The organism is Photobacterium sp. HL06, from assembly GCF_059552575.1.
In genome coordinates this window covers 1979907-1999559 of sequence record NZ_CM183914.1, presented here as the reverse complement: position 1 = coordinate 1999559, position 19653 = coordinate 1979907, and the positions used below count along the sequence as shown (strand labels likewise).

General features: G+C 39.3%; 20 protein-coding genes and 1 pseudogene. 14 read left to right on the top strand and 7 right to left on the bottom strand.

The features are described from left to right. Positions 1-80: 80 nt before the first annotated feature. The 3 genes and pseudogenes from AC51G0_RS09340 to AC51G0_RS09330 form a co-directional block, all read right to left on the bottom strand. Positions 81-278, bottom strand: a complete 198-nt coding sequence (locus AC51G0_RS09340; RefSeq protein WP_496301773.1) for a hypothetical protein — start codon at positions 276-278, stop codon at positions 81-83. A gap of 970 nt (positions 279-1248) precedes the next feature. Next, positions 1249-1394: pseudogene (locus AC51G0_RS09335) on the bottom strand (ISAs1 family transposase); the annotation flags it as partial. A gap of 195 nt (positions 1395-1589) precedes the next feature. Further along, positions 1590-2177: a TetR/AcrR family transcriptional regulator gene (locus tag AC51G0_RS09330; protein WP_496301772.1), complete on the bottom strand. Its 588-nt coding sequence runs from the start codon at positions 2175-2177 to the stop codon at positions 1590-1592. A gap of 281 nt (positions 2178-2458) precedes the next feature. On the opposite strand from AC51G0_RS09330, the gene AC51G0_RS09325 reads away from it, so the two are divergent. The 8 genes from AC51G0_RS09325 (at position 2459) to AC51G0_RS09290 (ending at position 7479) form a co-directional block, all read left to right on the top strand. Beyond that, positions 2459-2737: a hypothetical protein gene (locus AC51G0_RS09325; protein WP_496301771.1), complete on the top strand. Its 279-nt coding sequence runs from the start codon at positions 2459-2461 to the stop codon at positions 2735-2737. A 37-nt stretch (positions 2738-2774) separates the two neighbouring features. Then, complete coding sequence (gene nrtS / locus AC51G0_RS09320; RefSeq protein WP_496301770.1) at positions 2775-3026, top strand: nitrate/nitrite transporter NrtS; 252 nt, start codon at positions 2775-2777, stop codon at positions 3024-3026. Further along, the gene (locus tag AC51G0_RS09315; protein WP_496301769.1) at positions 3026-3940 is read left to right on the top strand and encodes a methyl-accepting chemotaxis protein; all 915 of its coding nucleotides are present in this window, start codon (positions 3026-3028) and stop codon (positions 3938-3940) included. Before nrtS ends, AC51G0_RS09315 begins: the two co-directional genes overlap by 1 nt. An 842-nt stretch (positions 3941-4782) precedes the next feature. Then, positions 4783-5349, top strand: coding sequence for a carboxymuconolactone decarboxylase family protein (locus AC51G0_RS09310; RefSeq protein WP_496301768.1), 567 nt, complete (start codon positions 4783-4785; stop codon positions 5347-5349). A gap of 390 nt (positions 5350-5739) precedes the next feature. Beyond that, on the top strand, positions 5740-6201 hold the full coding sequence (locus AC51G0_RS09305; protein WP_496301767.1) for a thioredoxin family protein: 462 nt from the start codon (positions 5740-5742) through the stop codon (positions 6199-6201). Between the two features lie 11 nt (positions 6202-6212). Next, positions 6213-6890: a glutathione S-transferase family protein gene (locus AC51G0_RS09300; protein WP_496301766.1), complete on the top strand. Its 678-nt coding sequence runs from the start codon at positions 6213-6215 to the stop codon at positions 6888-6890. Positions 6891-6925: 35 nt separating this feature from the next. Then, positions 6926-7303 (top strand): glutathione S-transferase, encoded by a 378-nt coding sequence (locus AC51G0_RS09295; protein ID WP_496301765.1) that lies wholly within the window; start codon positions 6926-6928, stop codon positions 7301-7303. Continuing rightward, complete coding sequence (locus AC51G0_RS09290; RefSeq protein WP_496301912.1) at positions 7231-7479, top strand: glutathione binding-like protein; 249 nt, start codon at positions 7231-7233, stop codon at positions 7477-7479. The genes AC51G0_RS09295 and AC51G0_RS09290 overlap by 73 nt, the downstream gene beginning before the upstream one ends. A gap of 463 nt (positions 7480-7942) precedes the next feature. On the opposite strand, the gene AC51G0_RS09285 is transcribed toward AC51G0_RS09290, so the two are convergent. Beyond that, a complete protein-coding gene (locus AC51G0_RS09285; protein WP_496301764.1) occupies positions 7943-8446 on the bottom strand; it encodes a hypothetical protein in 504 nt (167 codons plus the stop codon). Positions 8447-8653: 207 nt separating this feature from the next. Next, a complete protein-coding gene (locus AC51G0_RS09280) occupies positions 8654-9394 on the bottom strand; it encodes a cysteine hydrolase family protein (RefSeq protein WP_496301763.1) in 741 nt (246 codons plus the stop codon). A 122-nt stretch (positions 9395-9516) separates the two neighbouring features. On the opposite strand from AC51G0_RS09280, the gene AC51G0_RS09275 reads away from it, so the two are divergent. Continuing rightward, complete coding sequence (locus AC51G0_RS09275; protein ID WP_496301762.1) at positions 9517-10458, top strand: cupin domain-containing protein; 942 nt, start codon at positions 9517-9519, stop codon at positions 10456-10458. A 168-nt stretch (positions 10459-10626) separates the two neighbouring features. On the opposite strand, the gene AC51G0_RS09270 is transcribed toward AC51G0_RS09275, so the two are convergent. Further along, positions 10627-11178, bottom strand: coding sequence for a DUF3319 domain-containing protein (locus AC51G0_RS09270; protein WP_496301761.1), 552 nt, complete (start codon positions 11176-11178; stop codon positions 10627-10629). A gap of 1470 nt (positions 11179-12648) precedes the next feature. Here AC51G0_RS09270 and AC51G0_RS09265 point away from each other — a divergent pair. From AC51G0_RS09265 to AC51G0_RS09245, 5 genes are all read left to right on the top strand, one after another. Further along, the gene (locus tag AC51G0_RS09265) at positions 12649-12963 is read left to right on the top strand and encodes a chaperone NapD (protein ID WP_496301760.1); all 315 of its coding nucleotides are present in this window, start codon (positions 12649-12651) and stop codon (positions 12961-12963) included. Then, positions 12960-15449, top strand: a complete 2490-nt coding sequence (gene napA / locus AC51G0_RS09260) for a periplasmic nitrate reductase subunit alpha (RefSeq protein ID WP_496301759.1) — start codon at positions 12960-12962, stop codon at positions 15447-15449. Before AC51G0_RS09265 ends, napA begins: the two co-directional genes overlap by 4 nt. Positions 15450-15521: 72 nt before the next feature. Continuing rightward, complete coding sequence (locus tag AC51G0_RS09255; RefSeq protein ID WP_496301758.1) at positions 15522-15980, top strand: nitrate reductase cytochrome c-type subunit; 459 nt, start codon at positions 15522-15524, stop codon at positions 15978-15980. 19 nt (positions 15981-15999) lie between these two features. Then, a complete protein-coding gene (locus AC51G0_RS09250; protein WP_496301757.1) occupies positions 16000-16575 on the top strand; it encodes a NapC/NirT family cytochrome c in 576 nt (191 codons plus the stop codon). Positions 16576-16586: 11 nt separating this feature from the next. Next, on the top strand, positions 16587-16715 hold the full coding sequence (locus AC51G0_RS09245; protein WP_496301756.1) for a TIGR02808 family protein: 129 nt from the start codon (positions 16587-16589) through the stop codon (positions 16713-16715). 1304 nt (positions 16716-18019) lie between these two features. On the opposite strand, the gene AC51G0_RS09240 is transcribed toward AC51G0_RS09245, so the two are convergent. Beyond that, positions 18020-19633 (bottom strand): methyl-accepting chemotaxis protein, encoded by a 1614-nt coding sequence (locus AC51G0_RS09240; RefSeq protein WP_496301755.1) that lies wholly within the window; start codon positions 19631-19633, stop codon positions 18020-18022. Between the last annotated feature and the right edge of the window lie 20 nt (positions 19634-19653).

Genomic DNA, 19653 nt, shown 5'->3' with positions numbered 1-19653 from the left:
GGTTTGTCTGATTGCAATTTCTCGGATTACATCCAGAATTTTGCCAATGTAAATCGTTTCCTAATTAACCTCACCCATTTTCACTTAAACTCATTTACCTTATTGGCGAGTATATTAATCGCTGTAATTGTCTGCTCAACCACCTGCAAGCCAATAGTTGCTTTAGCATCATTGTTTGCGACATTATTAACTGTAGTTATCATTTCATTTATCGCCGCTACAACTAAATCCACCTCTATCTGCTGGCGTTCTACTCCGTTAGCGGACAACTCTGCCACTTCCGCCAGCTTTTAGAAGCAATACAAATTTTAGTGCTAGTTTCTGATACTGTGGTTACAATGTTTTTTAGGTTTGTAATCTGTACTTTGAAAGGATTACAACAACAGTCCGTTTCATCACTACTTCTATTATTAACTTCAATGATAAGATCGCCGTCCAGCAACTAATTTGCTACCTTCACTGCCAGGTTGTTCGGTCGAGTAATAGAACGTATTAATAGAAAAGAAAACACTAACAACAGCCAGAGTTATTAAATCAGTTGTAAGTTTATAACCGACTTACTTATTATTTGTCAAAAACATGTCGTATAAGCACCATCCTCCTCACCTTTATATGTATAACATTACCTATCGTTAACATTTATTCCATATGAATTTGATAAAACAAAATTCACTTTGTATTCATGAAGTGGTACCCATTATTACTAGTTTTAATACTTATCATATAGCTGTCACTAATAAACATACTAATTCTTATATTAGACTACCAACACATAAAATGAAAGCGCTTTCCTCATCAAGAAACGTAAAATTATCCGTTACAGTTTCTTAACGTTCAAAATTAAACAACAAAGCTACCTGATTAACTGAACAAGGATTAATTAATAACATAATAAATTAGTAAGTGTAATGCAACAATATTTGTGCTGTTATACATATAAATCATTACTATTGTTATACTATAGCTAGTGATAGGGCAATAAATATAGTACTAGCTCAATAAATAAATTTATTTATGAATTACCACATAAGAAAATCACTTTGAATAAAATAAGACTAACATCAAGCATAGCAACCGTATAACCTAGCCTGGAGACGGTTGCTACAGACACTCACTAATACTGCTGACTTTTGGAGTAACGCAAAAAACACGTCAAAGTATAGTACTGTCAGGGCGACCGTATGAATGATAATTGTTAGCCGTCGATGATAATTCGGCCATCAACACCTTCTCAAGGTGTTCTATTTTCATCCTGATATCCAGCACCCAATGCATTGATTCAATCGCCCAGTGCTCTCGAACAGCGGTCGGAAGCTCTCAACCATTCCGAGGGTTTTAAGCCCTTTCCAGCGTGAAAAGTCTCCTTCAAGCGAATCGCCACGGAGTACATAACAGAGCGGCCATGGTATCCCGTTTTCTTCACGACCGCTCCACATGTATCTGAACCGACATGAACATTCATAAATAGCCAGGCTGCAGGACTTAATAAACCATCGGAAGAGAATGGAGTGATGAACGCAGACCTCTTGCTAGGCTAACATATCACTGCGGTTAACGTAGATAATCGGGAGGTATAGTTACATGATAATTTAAGGCTGCGCAATTAACCACGAGGCCTGTTTAGCGATAACATCAAGCTCAACCTTTGAAAAAACCCCTCTGCCTAATACTCGTATTGCGACCAGCAATGCCATCAGGTTTTTTGCTGTTGCTTCCGGGTCAATCTCTTTAGGGATTTCACTCCTTGCCTGACCAACTTCTATACTGCGCCGAAAGAACGCTTCGGTTTCACGCAATCCTTTGGTAACTATCTCAGCAACCTCATCTTGATGCCGCATCACCTCAAGGGCTGTATTGATTAAAAAGCACCCTTTACGTTGAGTGTCCACACACATTTCTTCAATTATGGCATCGAAAAGTCCCAAGATCGCTTCTTTGGGGTTATCAAGCGCCTCCAGCTCTCCTAATATGGCCTTCCGGTTCTCTTGATCATACTTCAAGAGAGATCGTACGAACAGTTGATGCTTACCTCCGAAGGCATTGTATAGGCTCCCTCGATTAATACCGGTACCTTCAATGAGATTGGCTAAAGAAGTAGGTTCAAAGCCTTTCTCCCAAAATATATGCATAGCTTTATCAACCGCCGCGTCTTCATCAAATGATTTCTCCCAGGGCATTTTTGATATCTCCTTCTTCTTTTATACAGTTAAAATGTAGCACGATTATACCGTTCAATACAAACAATAGTTGCTACCTGAACAAAAGCCAGATTACCAGCCTGGCTTTTTTATTCTTTATAAACAATAGCATACGCAATGAAATGTATAATTATCACTTATTACGAATTAAAAACCCTCAATTTTGTCTTGACCAATTGGTTTATAACTTATAGTTTACACCGACCGGTACATACAAGCCTTGCCAGGTACTACATACCAATTTATCTGGAGATATTGAAATGAGTGATTTTATTTTCCATACCGTCGAGGCAGCCCCCGATGCGAGTAAACCTCTTATTTCTGCAGCAACGCCAGACTTCGGTTATTCTCCCAACCTTCTTACAGGGTTGACTGAGATTCCAGCACTGTTTGAAGGCTACATCACACTAGTCGGGATATTCGACAAAACCAACCTCAGCGACAATGAGCGTCAGAAAATCTTGATAACAAACATCTGTTTGGCAGAGCAAATTTCTTCAAGACAACGTATTCCCAAAACAACAGCATTGAGTGACTAGATGTAGCCAACAACCATTTATTAGATGAGGGTACAAAATGACTCATTCAATTCAGATTTTTCTCAACACAGCATGTGAGCCAGTAATACTAAAACGCTCTATAAAAGTTGCCCTTTTCGTTGGTACCATTCTGATGTTTATTAACCATGGTGACATGCTGTTTAGTGGTTATCTTGATAGCACACGCTTTCTTAAAATTGCATTGACCTATTGTGTGCCCTTTTGTGTTTCTACCCAAGCCAGTGTATTTGCAACTCTGCAAGCCCGTAAAAAAGAGATTCAGAAATAATGAAGTTATTTAAGAGACAGCACACACCAGATACAGTTACTATTGACAACGCACGTCATGAAGCATTAATAAACATAGAAAATCAATACAACAATATTCGTTACAACAACCCGACAGAGTATGCCCAACAAATTTTTGTAAATGCTGGAAATGTACACAAAGCTTCAAAGAGTCGATTTGAATCAATACAGCAAAGTTATGAGTTAATTAATAGCTTCATCAGTCAGTCAGAAGAGATTGAAAACCTATCATGTGAATCTCACCGATTCTCTAGTAAAACCGCTGATACGGCTTCAAACACCATAAAGAAACTTAACCAGCTGGAAGTGCAAATACAAGATTCCAAAGAAAAAATATGTCAGTTCAGTGATCTATTAGTTTCACTAGAGGAAATTAATAAAAACGTTGGCAAGTTAGTTGACTCTATTAAAGGTATAGCAGGTCAAACTAATCTTCTTGCACTAAACGCTGCGATAGAGGCTGCACGCGCTGGTGAACATGGAAAAGGATTTGCCGTTGTCGCAGACGAAGTACGGTTACTTGCAAATACTGCAAGCCAATCTGCCGAAAGCATCAATATCGAAATGCAATCAATAACAAAAGTCTCGGAAGATATATTTAATAAGCAAAAAGAAGTAGAGGATGTAATTATAAATAGCTCATTAGTGACAAGCGAAACTATGGTAGACATGGAATCATTAATGAATATGTCCTTTGATAGTAAAAAATCAGTTGAAAGAGTTATCGAGCGCATTAACGCTCAATTGGAAGAATCGAATGAAGTTAAAGCACACATGGAAAAACTCGTCGAAGATACCAGAACTTCTATTGAACTGTCGGGGAACAACCATAAACTAGCACAACAAATTGTCTCTTCGTTAGAGATTATTGAAGCGAAGGCAACTCATCACTAGATTTTAGGCCAAACTCTTTTATACCGTACCACGTATTCATTAAGTTCTAGGAGTGCGAAGGGATTGTCGCGCTCCAGGGATATCTACATATTTGAAAGATTCCGCATTTCTTCGGGGGTGTTACTCAGTAGTACCAGAAATAAATCGCTGTGATAGCTCTCGATCTGTCCTTTTCTGAGTATTAAAAGGGGGACTGTTCAATATCCTTGTTCGTTTACTTCAGGCCTGCCTTTTACCAGCAAACACAACAAAAATAAATGCCCCAGCCACCATTGACAAGATACCTAACAATTTTTGCCCCACACACCAAATAGTTATGTAACGGAATACCTTCTTCTCTATGCCGAATAATGTCATTGAGTTGACCAGTTTTGTTAAGTTAAAAAACTTCTGGCCACGCATAAAGCACATTACGAATAGAAACTAATATTGCACTCTCAAAAATATGTTCTCTGTTCACCTCATAAAGATACCCTTTTCCACCGGGGTCAAACCCTTTGTCCAGAAACATAGACACGACTTGATCAAACACGCGTCTTCGATAAATGTTTTTCTCAAAATATATTCACTCTCTTATCTGCTCCTAATCATTAAAATACCAAACAATTATACCGATCGATACAAACAGGCGTTATTGTCCGGACAAAAGCTAGCTTGATACAATTGCATTTTACTGATTAAAAACAATAAGATATCTACTAACAAAGAGATTTTATCATCGTATGTGAAAATTTAACTTTAGTTTTATCTTGACCAATTGGTTTAATGAATTATAGTTTATACCAACTGGTACAGACAAAGCTTACTAGGTACTACATACCAATTTATCTGGAGATATTGAAATGACTGACTTTACTATCCACACCGCTGAGACTGCCCCAGATGCGAGCAAGCCTCTTGTTTCCGCTGCAACGTCAGCCTACAGCTTTTTACCCAACCTTCTTGCCGGAATGGCAGAGGCCCCAGCACTGCTAGAAGGTTATATGACACTGGCCGGTATATTAGACAAAGCTGACCTCAGCGAAACAGAACGTCAGATAATCTTGATGACAAACAACCGCTTGAACGGTTGCACCTATTGCATGGCAGCACATACGACGATCTCACAGAGTGCTAAGGTGGCAACGGATGTCATCGACGCACTACGTAACGACACTGCTATCTCTGATCCCAAGTTGGAAGCGCTACGCCAATTCTCAATTGCAGTGAATGAAAGTCGTGGCTGGGTAGAACAGAGGGATTTAGATGCCTTTCTTGCTGCTGGCTATACCAATCAAACCGTACTCGAAGTGATATTGGGTACGAGCCTTAAAGTCATGTCTAACTACACCAACCACATCGCCAAAACCCCTGTCGACGCGGCGTTTCAGGCCAATGCTTGGGTAGCTGATAGTAGCAGGGAAGCATAATTTAATCCGGTGGCAGTTCGACTCTCGTCTATTCGTACTGTCACTAACTTACTCACTATAAAAACCAGTATTTTCTAACTCATTGTCAGTTTCACCCAGCTATTGACTGCCATTGACACAAGAAAGAACTAAACGGCTGTTTACTGGGAAGTACATGTGAAGAACCGTGAAAGGTTTACATATGATGCGACCTGTTCTACGTGCATGAGGCTCACCCTTTGTCATTGGATGTGCTATCGCTGACTGAACAGCAAATAAAAAATTAGGTAACCCATACAGGCTACCCCACCTTTGAGAGACATCATCATGTTACTAGATACACCAAAAGTCCAAACCGGATGGAAGGCCCCAGAGTTCACGCTTGCTGATCCTGACGGAAACACCTTCACCATGTCCAAGCATCTGGGAGAACGAGGTTTACTGATTGCCTTTATTTGCAATCACTGCCCATATGTCCAAGCAATCGCTGATCGTCTTGCGGAGGATTTCCGTGCACTACAGGCTGAAGGCATCAATGTTTTGGCGGTTATGTCCAATGATTACAGTTATGTTGAAATTGACAGCCCGCCGTTTATGAAGCAATTTGCCAAACAGCATGGCTTCTCCTTCCCCTACTTAGTCGATGAAGACCAAACCGTAGGAAAAGCGTATGGGGCAGTCTGTACTCCCGACTTCTTCGGCTTTAACAAACATGGTGAACTCCAATACCGAGGCCGCCTTGACGATGCTCGTATGGGCAACCCCCAGAATCGTTCCCGTGAACTCGTTAACGCGATGCGTCTTATAGCAAATACAGGTAAAGGTCCAGAGATACAGCATCCAAGTATGGGCTGCTCAATTAAATGGAACTAAGGAATAAAACTATGATTGATTTATACACATGGGCAACCCCCAACGGCTGGAAAGTGTCAGCAACTCTCGAAGAACTTGGCCTTCCTTATAACGTCACGCCCATTGACATCACCACGGGAATTCAGAAAGAGTCAGAGTTCGTCGCAATTAATCCTAACGGACGAATCCCTGCCATTGTTGACCATGATGCTTGCGGACTGACAATTTTTGAGTCAGGCGCAATTATGCTCTACCTAGCTGAAAAAACAGGCAAGCTCATCCCCAATGACCTTAAGGGACGCTATGACGTGCTCCAGTGGCTAATGTTCCAGATGGGTGGTGTCGGCCCTATGCAGGGTCAAGCCAATGTTTTTTACCGTTATTTCCCGGAGAAGATCCCCTCAGCCATAGAGCGCTATCAGAACGAAACTCGTCGGCTTTATGGCGTCCTAGACTCTCAACTTTCCAAGCATGAATTTCTGGCAGGTGACTACTCAATTGCAGATATTGCCAACTGGAGTTGGGTACGCGTACATAACTTCGCTGGCGTAAGCCTTGACGAATTTGAAGGGCTGAAGCGTTGGCACGACCAGTTGGAAGCACGTCCGGCTTTAGCTCGCGGTGCCGCTATACCCCATGAAACCAATTTTAATGAGCCTGAGAAAGAAACTAGTGTGATTGAAAAAACAAAAAACATGATTTCGAAGTAATACAGGCCTCGACAAACTAAGCAAAAAGTAGACTTATGAAACTTTACGATATGGCAGACGCACCCAACCCACGCAGAGTGCGCGTGTTGGGTGCAGAAAAAGGGATTAAAGTCGATACAATCCAGATCGACATCATGGGCGGCGAAAATCTCCAGGATGACTACCTGGCGGTGAACCCGCGTGGCGTACTACCCACACTGGTGCTCAACAATGGCGCGATCATTGATGAAGCGGCTGTGGAATCTTGGATTCGCCAGACAGAAGCAGATGCCCTCATTCCTGCAGCGGACGTCTTGCGAAACACTAACCCGGATTTCGAGAACCGCTCAGTTCCAGGTACATCCGACACCCCACAACTACCTGCTTTGGCGGAGCGCGGTATACAAAGAATACAGGTTTTTACGCTCGCCTAGACAAACACCTTAAAAAGTCGGCCTACATCGCGCACAATTGCTTTACTGCGGCAGACATCACTGCAATGTGTGCCATTGACTTTACCGAGTATGTTGGTGTTAAGGTTCCTGGTGAACTGAGTAATCTAAACGAATGGCGTACACGCGTGTCTGCACGTCCGAGTGCATCAGCGTAACTTTTAAAAGTAATTCCCATGCAAAGGCATTCGCTCTTGATGTATGTCACGCTGATTAATCCTTTGGAAACTTCTATGTTGCAGAGAGTTATGTTGGAAGTAACGCAAGTAAATTAGCTAAGAACAGTTATCTGTCATGGGAAGTTGCACCACCTTCCGAGAGCAACACTAGCAGCATTTATCTATATACCGATAAAGAGAAAGCGGAAATGATATCAAATATCACGAAAGACCCGCTTTCGATTACATACAACCTTCGCTAACCACTTTTCTCGGTTGTCGATGTAACCTATTATTTCCTACTATTGAAGAACAGGTAAATCCATATGATTTGAGAATCAAACACCAGGTTCCAACCATCGTTAGATGTCAAAACGTTTCAAACTCTTACATCGCAAACTTGCAGGAAAAAATATTACTTTTCAAAGAAGGACATATCCGTTAAAGAACTTCTTAGTTAAAATCATATAACCTCGATGGTTTGCAAGTTATTAAAGTATAATCGTGCGTAAGCTATCCGCTCTTTCACAATACAACTATTCACTCCTAATATTTGAGCAATTTCTTCGATATCAAAGCCGGATATAACTTGCATCACGAGTGGAGCTCGATATTTATTATCAAGCATCCACATTACTTCTTGTAACCTTGATTCTTTAGAATTTTTATTGACAGAGTATTCACTATGCTCCAAGTTACAAACGTTTGATGTATGCTTCGTTGTATTCACAGATTTACGAACATGACATTGATGTAAAATGTTAATGAGGTGAAATTTGGTTGATCTACCACCATCTAAATATGGTAGTAACTCCAAAGAATCGATAAATGTCTCCTCTACAAGCTCTTCAGATAATAACCTTTCCTTACACAACCAGTAAGCTATTATGTACAAATCACGATACCAAGTTTTAACTAAAAACTCATATCGTTCATCTTTCTTTTTTGATAAGTTAGATATCAACATACCTTAATCACATATTGTTATTAATGTAAACATTAAAGATCCATTATTTGATTATAATACTCGGTTATTTATTTTCTAGTTCTTATAGAAATGTTTGCTATAAGATGTTAGGCGAGAAATTTATCAAATAATCCAAACAAACCCCATACCTTTTCAGGCAGTGGCTAAGGCACTGCCTGATCTAGGTTATATTCAATTAATTATATATTAAAGCTTGTTGAACTGTTTTACCGTTTGTTCAGTAGTACGAACCGCATTCGCAACCATGCGGAAGTTGGTCATTGCAGCCTGATAACCATCGAGACCAGGTAACTGGGCCGCAGCGGTTGCGTCTGATACAACCTGTACTTCAAAACCCTGTTCTAATAGCTCACGCATGTGGGACTCTGTACATAAATTTGCAGACATACCAGCTAGGACGATTTTATCAATACCACGTTTGCGTAGCTGAAGAATTAAGTCATTAGTCTCTGGTCCAAACACTTTGTGAGGGCTGGTGACGACAGTTTCTCCATCGTTAATATAAGGTTTATAACGCTCTAGCCAATCAGCGCCAGATCCTTCAAAACCATCTGTATGCAAGGCTCCTTTACGATCAAACATACCAATATTGTGCATCAGAGTTTCCAACGCACCTTCATGCTCCCATTCATGGTCGTGTGGATAGTAATAATGAGGAGAAATAAAAACTGGTACCGACTTTGATTTAGCGGTTTTTAGCAACTTTTCGATATTTTCTACAGTATTATTGGCCTCAACGCTTTTCCCAACAACTCCCCAGGTAACACCTTTTGGACTGAGAAAGTCAACCTGTGGGTCGGTAATAACCAAAGCAGTATTTCCAGTATCAAGCTGTACTCCGGGATCGGGCAAATCCGCATAACTTACACTGGAAAATAAGCTACAAATTGCAGTTACTAGAATGGCTTTTTTAGTTACTTTAAACATAATGTCCCCTTGAATGTATTAATTAGCAAGAGGAATTATTTAGCAAAATGCTCAACCTTTTAATGGTTAAAAGTCTTTTTTTAGTGTCTAATCGTCTTTACTTGAAATATGGGAAGCATGATATGGATGTGTTAAGTAATATTTTACGATTGATGCGCTTACAAGGAAGTGTATATTTTCGTTCTTGTTTTAGTTCCCCCTGGGGTATTGCAATCAATCAAAGTCCACGAGCATCATTTCATATTGTGGTTCGTGGCCACTGTATGTTGCAAATTGAAGGGATAAAAGATCCATTGTTACTGTCTAGTGGTGATATTGTCATTTTACCCCATGGCAGTCCACATCAACTATTTGATGCGCCGGATAGCCATTGCTTTCCAGGAGAGCAGGTAATTACCGCATATAGAAGCGGAGAGTCTCTATTTGATGGAGTTGAAGAGAGCTTTGATATTGTTTGCGGTTATTTTGAATTTGACCAAACTTGGCCACACCCATTAATTACCACACTGCCGAACTTCATTCATTTACATCAAAAAGAGCGAGAGCAATTTAGTTGGCTTGATCATGCTCTACATCAGATAATCGACGAAGCCCAAACCCAACAGCCCGGGGCAGAAATTTTAATTGATCGCTTTACTGAGGTACTTTTTATCCAGGTGCTCAAGGCCCATATGAAGCTAATGCAGAATACTAATAATTATCTTACTGCTTTGTCTGATAAATCGGTAGCCAAAGCACTATCGTTGCTGCACTCATCTCCGGAAAACAATTGGACCATCAAACAACTAGCTCAAGAAATAGGAATGTCACGCTCAGCTTTTGCCAGTCACTTCCATGATCTAGTAGGACAGCCACCAATGACCTATTTATTTACTTTGCGAATGCAGTTGGCAAAAAGTAAGATAGAACAAACTCCCGCTTCAATAGCCGCTATTGCAGATCAAGTAGGATATAAATCCGAAAGCGCGTTTAAAAAAGCCTTCAAGCGTTTCTTTCAGAAGACACCAGCATCAATACGTAAAACTAAAATATTTGATCAGGATATTATCGCAAGTTGCAAGTAAGATATTACTGTATAATGAGATTGATAAAAAAACTGAATGTTATTTTGGCTAAGATCTTATTTGAGCACATCAAGTAAACTCTAGGTAAATGTTGTGTTTATTTATTAGGCACGACCTTTACTTTGAGATAATAGCGATAGAAATGTACTAGACAAAGTATAAAGCTAATTATTCTTGTTTCCTTCGTAACCTTTCAAGGGCAATATCTATTTTAAGCTCAATAGCTTTTCGAGTTCCTTTATATAACTTCCCGTTATGTAGCATATACCATTCATCAGGCTGACCACTGTCATTTATCAACTTAAAACTTTGGTAAACCTCGACTTGACGCTTTGATTCATTATTATCGTATTTTTCGGGTAACAGTTCCGTTTTATTGTCGCACCACCAGTTAATACTGTCTTTGATAAAGGCTTGCTCACCAATGACAACCTTACCGTTAATCCTAGCTTTCCAGGCGTTAAAGTCTTCTGCCGAGCTTTCCATGAGATAGCCACGGTAGTGCATTCTTTTTATTACTGGCTGTTGGTGTTGATGTTTTGAGTTTACAGCCTTTGATGCTACCTGGTTGTTATTAATACCCAACAATCTGAAAAAACCATTTATCATAGACATACACAATACTCGAATAGAGTCCATTTTTAATATTTGTAAGTATTCAATAAAATTCAAATCGAACACAAACTTGTGAAAATCGCTTTCAAAATCAACCACTTTCATGTACCCGATCAAACCATAGTATTCGTTCCCAGCTGGCTGTTTATTGCACCATAAATAATTCTAACTAATAAAGATATCATTGTGCATCTATGAAGCACCCTCTTCGCACATTAAGGTTTTGTTAAAGCTTAAACTGTGTAACTAAATCATGCTGTCGGGAGGCTAGATCAATTTGTTCCTGAGCGGCTTTGGAAATATCCCCCTCCCAATTAGAACTCACTCCAGCCAGAACGTTAATTAGCTTGATATTAAAAACCATTTCATTTGTAGTAGGCTTCCGAGTGTTTCTTGGAATGTTTTTCCTTTAACAAGCAGCTGTACCATGTTCTTTTCGTGGTTATAAGCAATAAGACTGCTCTTTATAGAAAAGTTCGACCAAGCGACGAGCTTCTTCAAGAGATAATTTATATTTAATTTATTGCTCAAATTTACAGTGGCAAAAAACAACGAACCGAGAGTGGAAGAAGTAACCAGCAAAAGCAATTTCTGCCTGAAGATTAAGTTAGTTATTAAGTTCATGTATCACTCTCAAATATTAGTCTGAAAAGCCGTGCATAACACCCACCTACACAACCCTTCTATAAACACCAGGTTGCACATCACCGGAAAGTGCATCTCCCCGATAATGCTCTGAAAGAGCACTAATTAATCACAAAGATATGCATTAAAAATACAGCCATTTTCATCATAATAGATAAATCCGGTAACAGAGAAGTAATTCTTACGAATCGATTCGAAAAGACTCATCTAAATTATGTTTGCGAACCTATCACTAATTTATCAGAATGTTTTTTGTTGATCCACCAAACACACCACTTTAGTACTATGCCAATTCTGATATTTGACGTGGCTAACGGTCTTTACATCTTATGCTTGGAAAAGCTCAGTATATCGCAATGATTGAATACCAGCATAATTATTGCCGCTCACTTCATAAATTCAACTTGTTGGTTAACAGTTTTCACAAGTTCTAAAGAATTAGCATGACGCAATGTACGATATATTGATTTAAAACAAAGTACAATCCATTTACTACCAAAGTGGTATATTGTACTATTAGGGTAAATCTAAAGTTATTTTCTGTTATACCTATTTTTCATCCCTGTTGTTATACATAAGCTTGATTTTAATTGCTATATTACATCTACTGTATGAAATAGATGCGTCAACGCTTTCACTATTCATCATACCGATATGAAATTTTGTCTGGGGAATTTAGAACTACAAGATTTATTCCTCAATATAAATATCCTGCAGCTTTTTCAAATAAGGGTTGTAAGTTGTATTACGGATGAAATATAAAACAGCACTTATATTTATCCACTTGTGAATATGTAAGTTAATTTGGTGGCAGGCTGAGTTTTAATAATAAAGTTATGACTTGATGAGTGTGCATGTTGTAACTGCTGTTTATAAACTTATCTGAAGCCCTAAATCAGGTAAGCAGCATATATATTACGGAAAAAATTTATGTCATTTAATGAAGTACACATTTCCAGCCTGGTCGTGCACTGCTCTCCTGAGCATCTAACCAAAATCAAATCGCAGATTGAAGCATTTAATGACGCTGAAATTTATGGCGATAGCCTTGAAGGTAAAATCGTTGTTGTTCTGGAAACCGAGAATCAAGGTTTTATCACAGATACCATTGAAGCGATTAACAACCTCCCTAATGTTTTGAGCACTGTGCTGGTTTATCACCAAATTGAAACCAGCCTTGATGAAAAAAAAACAGAAATGAAAAACACTAGAACACAATATTCTCAAACCGAGGGTGAAGTATGAAGATGACAAGACGAGCGTTTGTTAAAGCAAACGCAGCAGCATCAGCAGCAGCGGTTGCAGGTATTACTCTGCCAGCTTCAGCTACTAACTTAATCGCGAGCTCAGATCAAACAAAAATTACATGGGACAAAGCACCGTGTCGTTTTTGTGGTACTGGTTGTTCTGTTCTTATCGGCACGCAAAACGGCAAAGTTGTGGCGACTCAAGGTGATCCCGAATCACCGGTAAACAAAGGTCTGAATTGTATTAAGGGCTACTTCCTTTCTAAGATCATGTACGGACGAGACCGCCTCACTCAGCCACTTCTTCGAATGAAGAATGGCAAATATGATAAAAATGGTGAATTCGCCCCTGTGTCTTGGGACATGGCATTTGATACCATGGCTGAAAAGTGGAAAGCAGCCCTAACTAAAAAAGGACCTTCTAGTATAGGTATGTTTGGGTCCGGACAGTGGACAGTAATGGAAGGTTATACGGCTTCAAAATTAATGAAAGCTGGTTTCCGCTCAAACAATATTGATCCCAACGCTCGCCACTGCATGGCTTCCGCTGTAGGCGCATTCATGCGTACCTTTGGCATCGATGAACCTATGGGTTGTTACGATGATTTTGAGAATGCGGACGCGTTTGTGCTTTGGGGGTCTAACATGGCGGAAATGCACCCTGTATTATGGACTCGTGTTACAGACCGTCGACTTAGTCATCCGCATGTTAAAGTAAACGTTCTTTCAACCTACTATCACCGTTCGTTCGAACTAGCAGACCACGGTTACATTTTCGAACCACAAACTGACCTGGCAATCGCGAACTTCATAGCTAACTACATCATTGAAAACGATGCGGTTAACTGGGATTTTGTAAACAAGCACACGAACTTTAAGCAAGCAACAACAGACATCGGTTACGGTCTTCGTGAGGATGATCCTCTACAAAAAGCAGCTGCTAACCCTAACTCCGGTAAGATGCATTCTATCTCTTTTGATGAATACAAAAAATCCGTCGCTCCTTATACAGCCAAAAAAGCATCTGAATTGTCAGGCGTGTCTGAAGAGAAGCTGATTGAGTTAGCTAAGCAATACGCAGATCCGAATATAAAAGTTATGTCCTTATGGACAATGGGTATGAACCAACATACTCGTGGCGTATGGATGAACAGCCTGGTTTACAATATTCACTTGTTAACAGGTAAAATTTCTACACCCGGTAATAGTCCGTTCTCATTGACAGGTCAGCCATCCGCTTGCGGTACTGCTCGTGAAGTTGGAACGTTTTCACACCGCCTACCAGCTGACATGGTAGTTACCAATCCTAAACACCGTAAAATTACTGAAGATATCTGGAAACTTCCTGAAGGGACGATCCCACCAAAACCAGGTTTTCATGCGGTAATGCAAGATCGTATGTTACGTGATGGTGTTTTGAATTGTTACTGGTTACAGTGCAGTAATAACATGCAAGCCGGACCTAACATTAATACAGAACGGCTGCCTGGTTTTAGAAACCCAGAAAATTTTATCGTTGTTTCAGACCCATACCCAACAGTAACTGCGCTAGCAGCTGATCTTATTCTCCCTACCGTTATGTGGATAGAAAAAGAAGGGGCTTATGGAAATGCTGAACGTAGAACTCAAGCTTGGTATCAACAAATACCTTGGCCAGCTGACGCTAAATCAGATATCTGGCAAATGATGGAGTTTTCCAAGCGCTTCAAGATGGAAGAAGTTTGGCCAGATGAGCTTTTAGATAAGGCCCCGAATTATCGCAACAAAACCATGTATGAAGTGCTTTATAAAAATGGTCAAGTGGATAAATTCCCAGAATCAGAAGCAAAACTGTTAAACAATGAGGCTCACTATTTCGGCTTCTATGTTCAAAAAGGCTTATTTGAAGAGTACGCAGCCTTTGGTCGCGGGCATGGACACGACTTGGCTCCTTATGATGAATACCACAAAGTACGAGGCTTACGTTGGCCTGTTATTGAAGGTAAAGAAACACGATGGCGCTATAAGGAAGGCTCAGATCCTTATGTCAAAAAAGGAGCTGATTGGGAATTCTACGGCAAACCCGATGGCAAGGCGTTAATTATCTCTGCACCATATGAAGCACCACCTGAGGTTCCAGACTCTGAATTTGACCTTTGGTTATGCACAGGTCGAGTATTGGAGCATTGGCATACGGCTTCTATGACTGGTCGAGTCCCTGAATTATATAAAGCAGCTCCACAAGCGGTTTGTTACATGCATCCGACAGATGCTGCAAAACGTAATGTCCGAAGAGGTGATGAGGTGCTTATCTCGAACAAGCGCGGTGAAGTTCGTATTCGGGTTGAGACTCGTGGCCGTAATCGCCCACCCGAAGGTTTAGTATTCGTACCGTTTTTTGATGCACGTATCCTAATTAACAAGCTGATTCTAGATGCTACAGATCCTCTTTCTAAGCAGACAGATTTTAAAAAATGTCCAATTAAGATAACCAAGATCGCTTAATCCACAAAACACTGACTGCCGATTTTTCGGCAGTCAAGAACCAGTAAACAGCCATAAGGCGGAGAATGTAAGATGAAACAATTACTCGTTGCACTTCTTTCAGTTTGTGCGGTTATCACTTGGAGCGCATCTGCTGAGTTAGACAATTCAATGTATAGTGAGGATGTACAATCTCTTCGTGGAGCAATTAACCTAGAGAAAACACCTTCTGCGGATGAATTCAAAAAATTTCCTCGTGAACAGGTACTAGATAGCAATTACGTTTATCAACCCCCCCTTATTCCACATAATACCCGCGGGTACGAAGTATCGCTGAATGCAAATAAGTGCCTTTCTTGCCATAGTTGGAAAAATGCTAAAGCAATGGGAGCAACTAAGGTAAGTGTGACTCACTACGTTAATCGTGAAGATGCAGTATTAGCAGATATGTCTCCTCGACGTTACTTCTGTCTTCAATGCCATGTGCCTCAGGCAAACGCTAAGCCAGTAATCAAGAATGTTTTTGAAACTGTTGATTCACTTAAACATTAACTGAGTATATAGGCTTTATATGAAATTACTTAATGCATTTTGGAAAAGACTAACGAACCCGAGTAAAGCTGCTTTAGGTATAGTTTTATTCATGGGTTTTGCAGGTGGCCTTTTATTTTGGGGCGCATTTAACACCGGGATGGAAGCCACAAACAGCGAAGAATTTTGTTCTGGATGTCACGCCCCTATTGTTAACGAAATCCAAGAAACAATCCATTATTCTAACCGTTCCGGTGTACGTGCAATTTGTGCAGATTGTCATGTTCCTCACAAGTGGACAGATAAGATTATTCGTAAAGTTCAAGCATCAAAAGAGCTAATTGCTCACTTTATAGGAACAATCGATACACCTGAAAAATTTGAGGCTCGACGAGCCCACCTAGCAGAGCGTGAATGGTCGCGTTTGAAGAATAATGATTCTTTAGAGTGTCGCAACTGTCACGAATTTGATTTTATGGACTTTTCTGAGCAAAGTTCTCGTAGCGCGAAGCAACATTCAACAGCCCTAGCCTCCGGTGATAAAACATGTGTGGACTGCCATAAAGGCATTGCTCACAAACTTCCTGATATGCACGGTGTCGAAGGCTGGCAATAAGAGAAATACATATGAGCACTTTTGAATCCGTTTTCTGGCACGTCCTTGGGTACAGTGCCATGCCAATTATCATTTTATTTGGTTTCGCTGTAGTCGCAGCAGTATCAGTCTTCATCCTATCCTTAGGTAAGGATACGTAGTTCTACTAATAAGTAGCCTCTTAAGATAAATTTTAAGAGGCTTTATTCCTTATTGCTCAACAGACAATTTGTTACAGGCCTAAATAATCTTATCAAAAACTTCTTTTAGCACAACTATACAGCTTCAAACTACCTATATTTATCCTCCCAGCTTTCCACTTACCTTCATCATTTCCAAAAAACAAAAATATGCATATTACATTATCAAAGAGCTTGGCTATATATACTGAAGTAATACAATTCATCTAAAATTATAACAGCCCTCAACGATTAAATCGTGACAACATAGATATTAAAACCACCTAAAATAGCAATCAACACAGTACAAAACAACTAATATAGTAATGTCATATTTATCGCTGTTACATTGTTTTTTTTCAATTATTGTTATACCTACATCTGAATTTTACTGTTATATTAAATACCTACTATATGAAATCGAGATTTCAATAGTAGTTTACTCAAATTGCACATTTTGATTGTAAATAAATCATCTTTGGCACTAATCTCACCTTAGTGCCATTTTTTTTATAAAATGTTGCCTTTAAAGAATACTACCTTTGTAAAAGTTTCAGAACTAACTAAAGCCAACTTACATCAACCTTTACACATAAGTATTTGTAGAGAGATTTATCGATACTTTACTTTAAGAACCTTTGTCACTTTAATAATCATAATAAAAAGCATTAAGAACTGTAAAAGTGGTGTGATCACTACGATTAGTATCGAACTAATCAAGACATGATGAACTATGAAGGAAAACAAAGGAGCTCTTCTGAATGGAAAATTCATCTAAGTAGATAAGAATATTTAAACAAGAACATCTGGCAGCTACCGATGTCCTAACGGGTTACTGCCAGATCATTTTAGGTTAGTTACAGACAATTAGTACATATAATGATCCGAGTAACATGAAAATATACAAGTTAACTGCTCACTTTCCGCACTAAACTCACTTAGCTTAGAAACATCAGTTGCAGAGTACAAAGAGATATTCTCTGAATTAACATTTACAGTACAAGCAACAGGAATGTTATCAGATGTAGATATAAAATCTGAGAAAATACAATTCCGTACTGGAAAGCTAAAACTATCCTTCCAAATAGTAACTGTACAGGAATGATCTGATGACGAACTTACTGTCGAATTCACAGCCTGCGATGTTCGTTTGTTCATTGATTCATAAACTGTACATTCAGGTCTGGCATCTACATACAAGTCAACAGAATCAACACTTGCGGTCAACACAGGGGAAAACAATATACAAATGAAGTATTGTGATATTTTCATAATTAACTTTTATCTTAAATGTTGAATGTGTCTACTATTTGTTTCATATCTTTTAGCTCGTCTTTAACTTTATTACTTGCTTGTGCAGACTGGACTGCATAATTAATATTGTTATTTGAGATGTCACTTATCGATACAATATTCTCACTAATTTCTACTGCAACCAACTTTTGTTGCTCTGTGGCACTTGCAATTTGTTCATTCATTCTTGAGATAGTTGTAATAGATTCTGTTATAGCACCTAGGGACTTAATTGCTTTATCTGCCTGCTTGACACCCGTTTGAGCAAGCTGTGTATTGTTCCCAATTGCTTCTACAGCTTTTTGAGTTCCAGCTTGCAAAATGTAAATAGTTTTGTTTATTTCTGCTGTAGATTTTTGTGTACGCTGTGCTAACAAACGTACTTCATCAGCAACCACCGCAAAACCCTTTCCATATGTACCAGCCCTGGCAGCCTCGATAGCTGCATTTAATGCCAATAGATTTGTCTGATCTGCTATTTCTTCAATAATACTCAAGACCGAGCTTATCTCTTTACTGTCTGCTTGTACTTTACTGATATGTAACTCAAGCTCCTCAACACCTTCAGATAGCGACGTAAGTGAATCAATGGCAGCTTTAACTTCATTATTACTATTACCAGCTTCAGTTTCGGCATGCTGAGCCGCCTCTGCCGCTCTTAATGCATTGGATGCAACCTCTTTAACAGATGCTGACATTTCATCTGTTGCCGAAGCTACCTGATCAATTTCTTGTGACTGCTGAGCTATACCTTGACGTGTACGCTCAGAAGCACTAGCCACTTGCTCTGTTGCAATAGACTGTTCTTTTACTGCTAAAGAAATATGTTGGACAATAGACTGAAATTTGTTTTGCATTTTATTGAAACTCTGAGATATATCACCCAGTTCATCTTTAGTATTGATATTCACTCTCATCTTCAAATTAGAAGTAGCCTCAATAGCGTTAATAGTTTCCTGCAAAAGTTTCAGTGGCCTGGTTATAGACTTAATAATAAGAAAAGATGAGATCGCAATCAGTAAAAAGACAAGGAATAGTATACTAGCTGTAAAAAATTTCACCTCTTCAATGGTAGTGGTTGATGTATTCAAGAATCCTAATGCTTTTTCTGCTGCATAGTCTTCAAGTTTTTTTATCTGAACACTAAGTAATTTAACATGCTTAGCTCCCTTCCCTTTCGTTATTTCAGCTGCTTTTATTATTTCATTACTTGAAACAAACTTAATAACTTCTTCTCTGATGGGCCTCCATTGCCTGAAAACATCTATTGTTTCCTCAATAAGTTTCGCACCCTCTACACCCAAAATCCTTTCTTCAACTATTGCTAGATTCTTAAAGACATTTTCTTCAAGCCTCGATACATCAGCAATAGCAGCATCACGAGTTATTACATTTTTTGCTAACACAACATCTTTCATACCTCGATGCATTCTAACAATATCTGCATCTGCGTAAGTTGCAGCTCGTGTTACAGTTAGAGGGTGTTCGTACATTTTAACTGTCAGGTTACCTATAAGGTCTATACGTGAAAGAAAATAACCAGACAAAATAATCATTGATAATAAAACCACACCAACGTTCATTACTAATCTATTTTTAATATTCATAACATTAGTATACCTATAAC

Bases quoted from the DNA above. Each gene is read 5' to 3' on its own strand.
- AC51G0_RS09330 (WP_496301772.1), bottom strand. From the start codon at position 2,177: ATGCCCTGGGAGAAATCATTTGATGAAGACGCGGCGGTTGATAAAGCT.
- AC51G0_RS09325 (WP_496301771.1), top strand. From the start codon at position 2,459: ATGAGTGATTTTATTTTCCATACCGTCGAGGCAGCCCCCGATGCGAGT.
- nrtS (WP_496301770.1), top strand. From the start codon at position 2,775: ATGACTCATTCAATTCAGATTTTTCTCAACACAGCATGTGAGCCAGTA.
- AC51G0_RS09315 (WP_496301769.1), top strand. From the start codon at position 3,026: ATGAAGTTATTTAAGAGACAGCACACACCAGATACAGTTACTATTGAC.
- AC51G0_RS09310 (WP_496301768.1), top strand. From the start codon at position 4,783: ATGACTGACTTTACTATCCACACCGCTGAGACTGCCCCAGATGCGAGC.
- AC51G0_RS09305 (WP_496301767.1), top strand. From the start codon at position 5,740: ATGTCCAAGCATCTGGGAGAACGAGGTTTACTGATTGCCTTTATTTGC.
- AC51G0_RS09300 (WP_496301766.1), top strand. From the start codon at position 6,213: ATGATTGATTTATACACATGGGCAACCCCCAACGGCTGGAAAGTGTCA.
- AC51G0_RS09295 (WP_496301765.1), top strand. From the start codon at position 6,926: ATGAAACTTTACGATATGGCAGACGCACCCAACCCACGCAGAGTGCGC.
- AC51G0_RS09285 (WP_496301764.1), bottom strand. From the start codon at position 8,446: ATGTTGATATCTAACTTATCAAAAAAGAAAGATGAACGATATGAGTTT.
- AC51G0_RS09280 (WP_496301763.1), bottom strand. From the start codon at position 9,394: ATGTTTAAAGTAACTAAAAAAGCCATTCTAGTAACTGCAATTTGTAGC.
- AC51G0_RS09275 (WP_496301762.1), top strand. From the start codon at position 9,517: ATGGATGTGTTAAGTAATATTTTACGATTGATGCGCTTACAAGGAAGT.
- AC51G0_RS09270 (WP_496301761.1), bottom strand. From the start codon at position 11,178: ATGAAAGTGGTTGATTTTGAAAGCGATTTTCACAAGTTTGTGTTCGAT.
- AC51G0_RS09265 (WP_496301760.1), top strand. From the start codon at position 12,649: ATGTCATTTAATGAAGTACACATTTCCAGCCTGGTCGTGCACTGCTCT.
- napA (WP_496301759.1), top strand. From the start codon at position 12,960: ATGAAGATGACAAGACGAGCGTTTGTTAAAGCAAACGCAGCAGCATCA.
- AC51G0_RS09255 (WP_496301758.1), top strand. From the start codon at position 15,522: ATGAAACAATTACTCGTTGCACTTCTTTCAGTTTGTGCGGTTATCACT.
- AC51G0_RS09250 (WP_496301757.1), top strand. From the start codon at position 16,000: ATGAAATTACTTAATGCATTTTGGAAAAGACTAACGAACCCGAGTAAA.
- AC51G0_RS09245 (WP_496301756.1), top strand. From the start codon at position 16,587: ATGAGCACTTTTGAATCCGTTTTCTGGCACGTCCTTGGGTACAGTGCC.
- AC51G0_RS09240 (WP_496301755.1), bottom strand. From the start codon at position 19,633: ATGAATATTAAAAATAGATTAGTAATGAACGTTGGTGTGGTTTTATTA.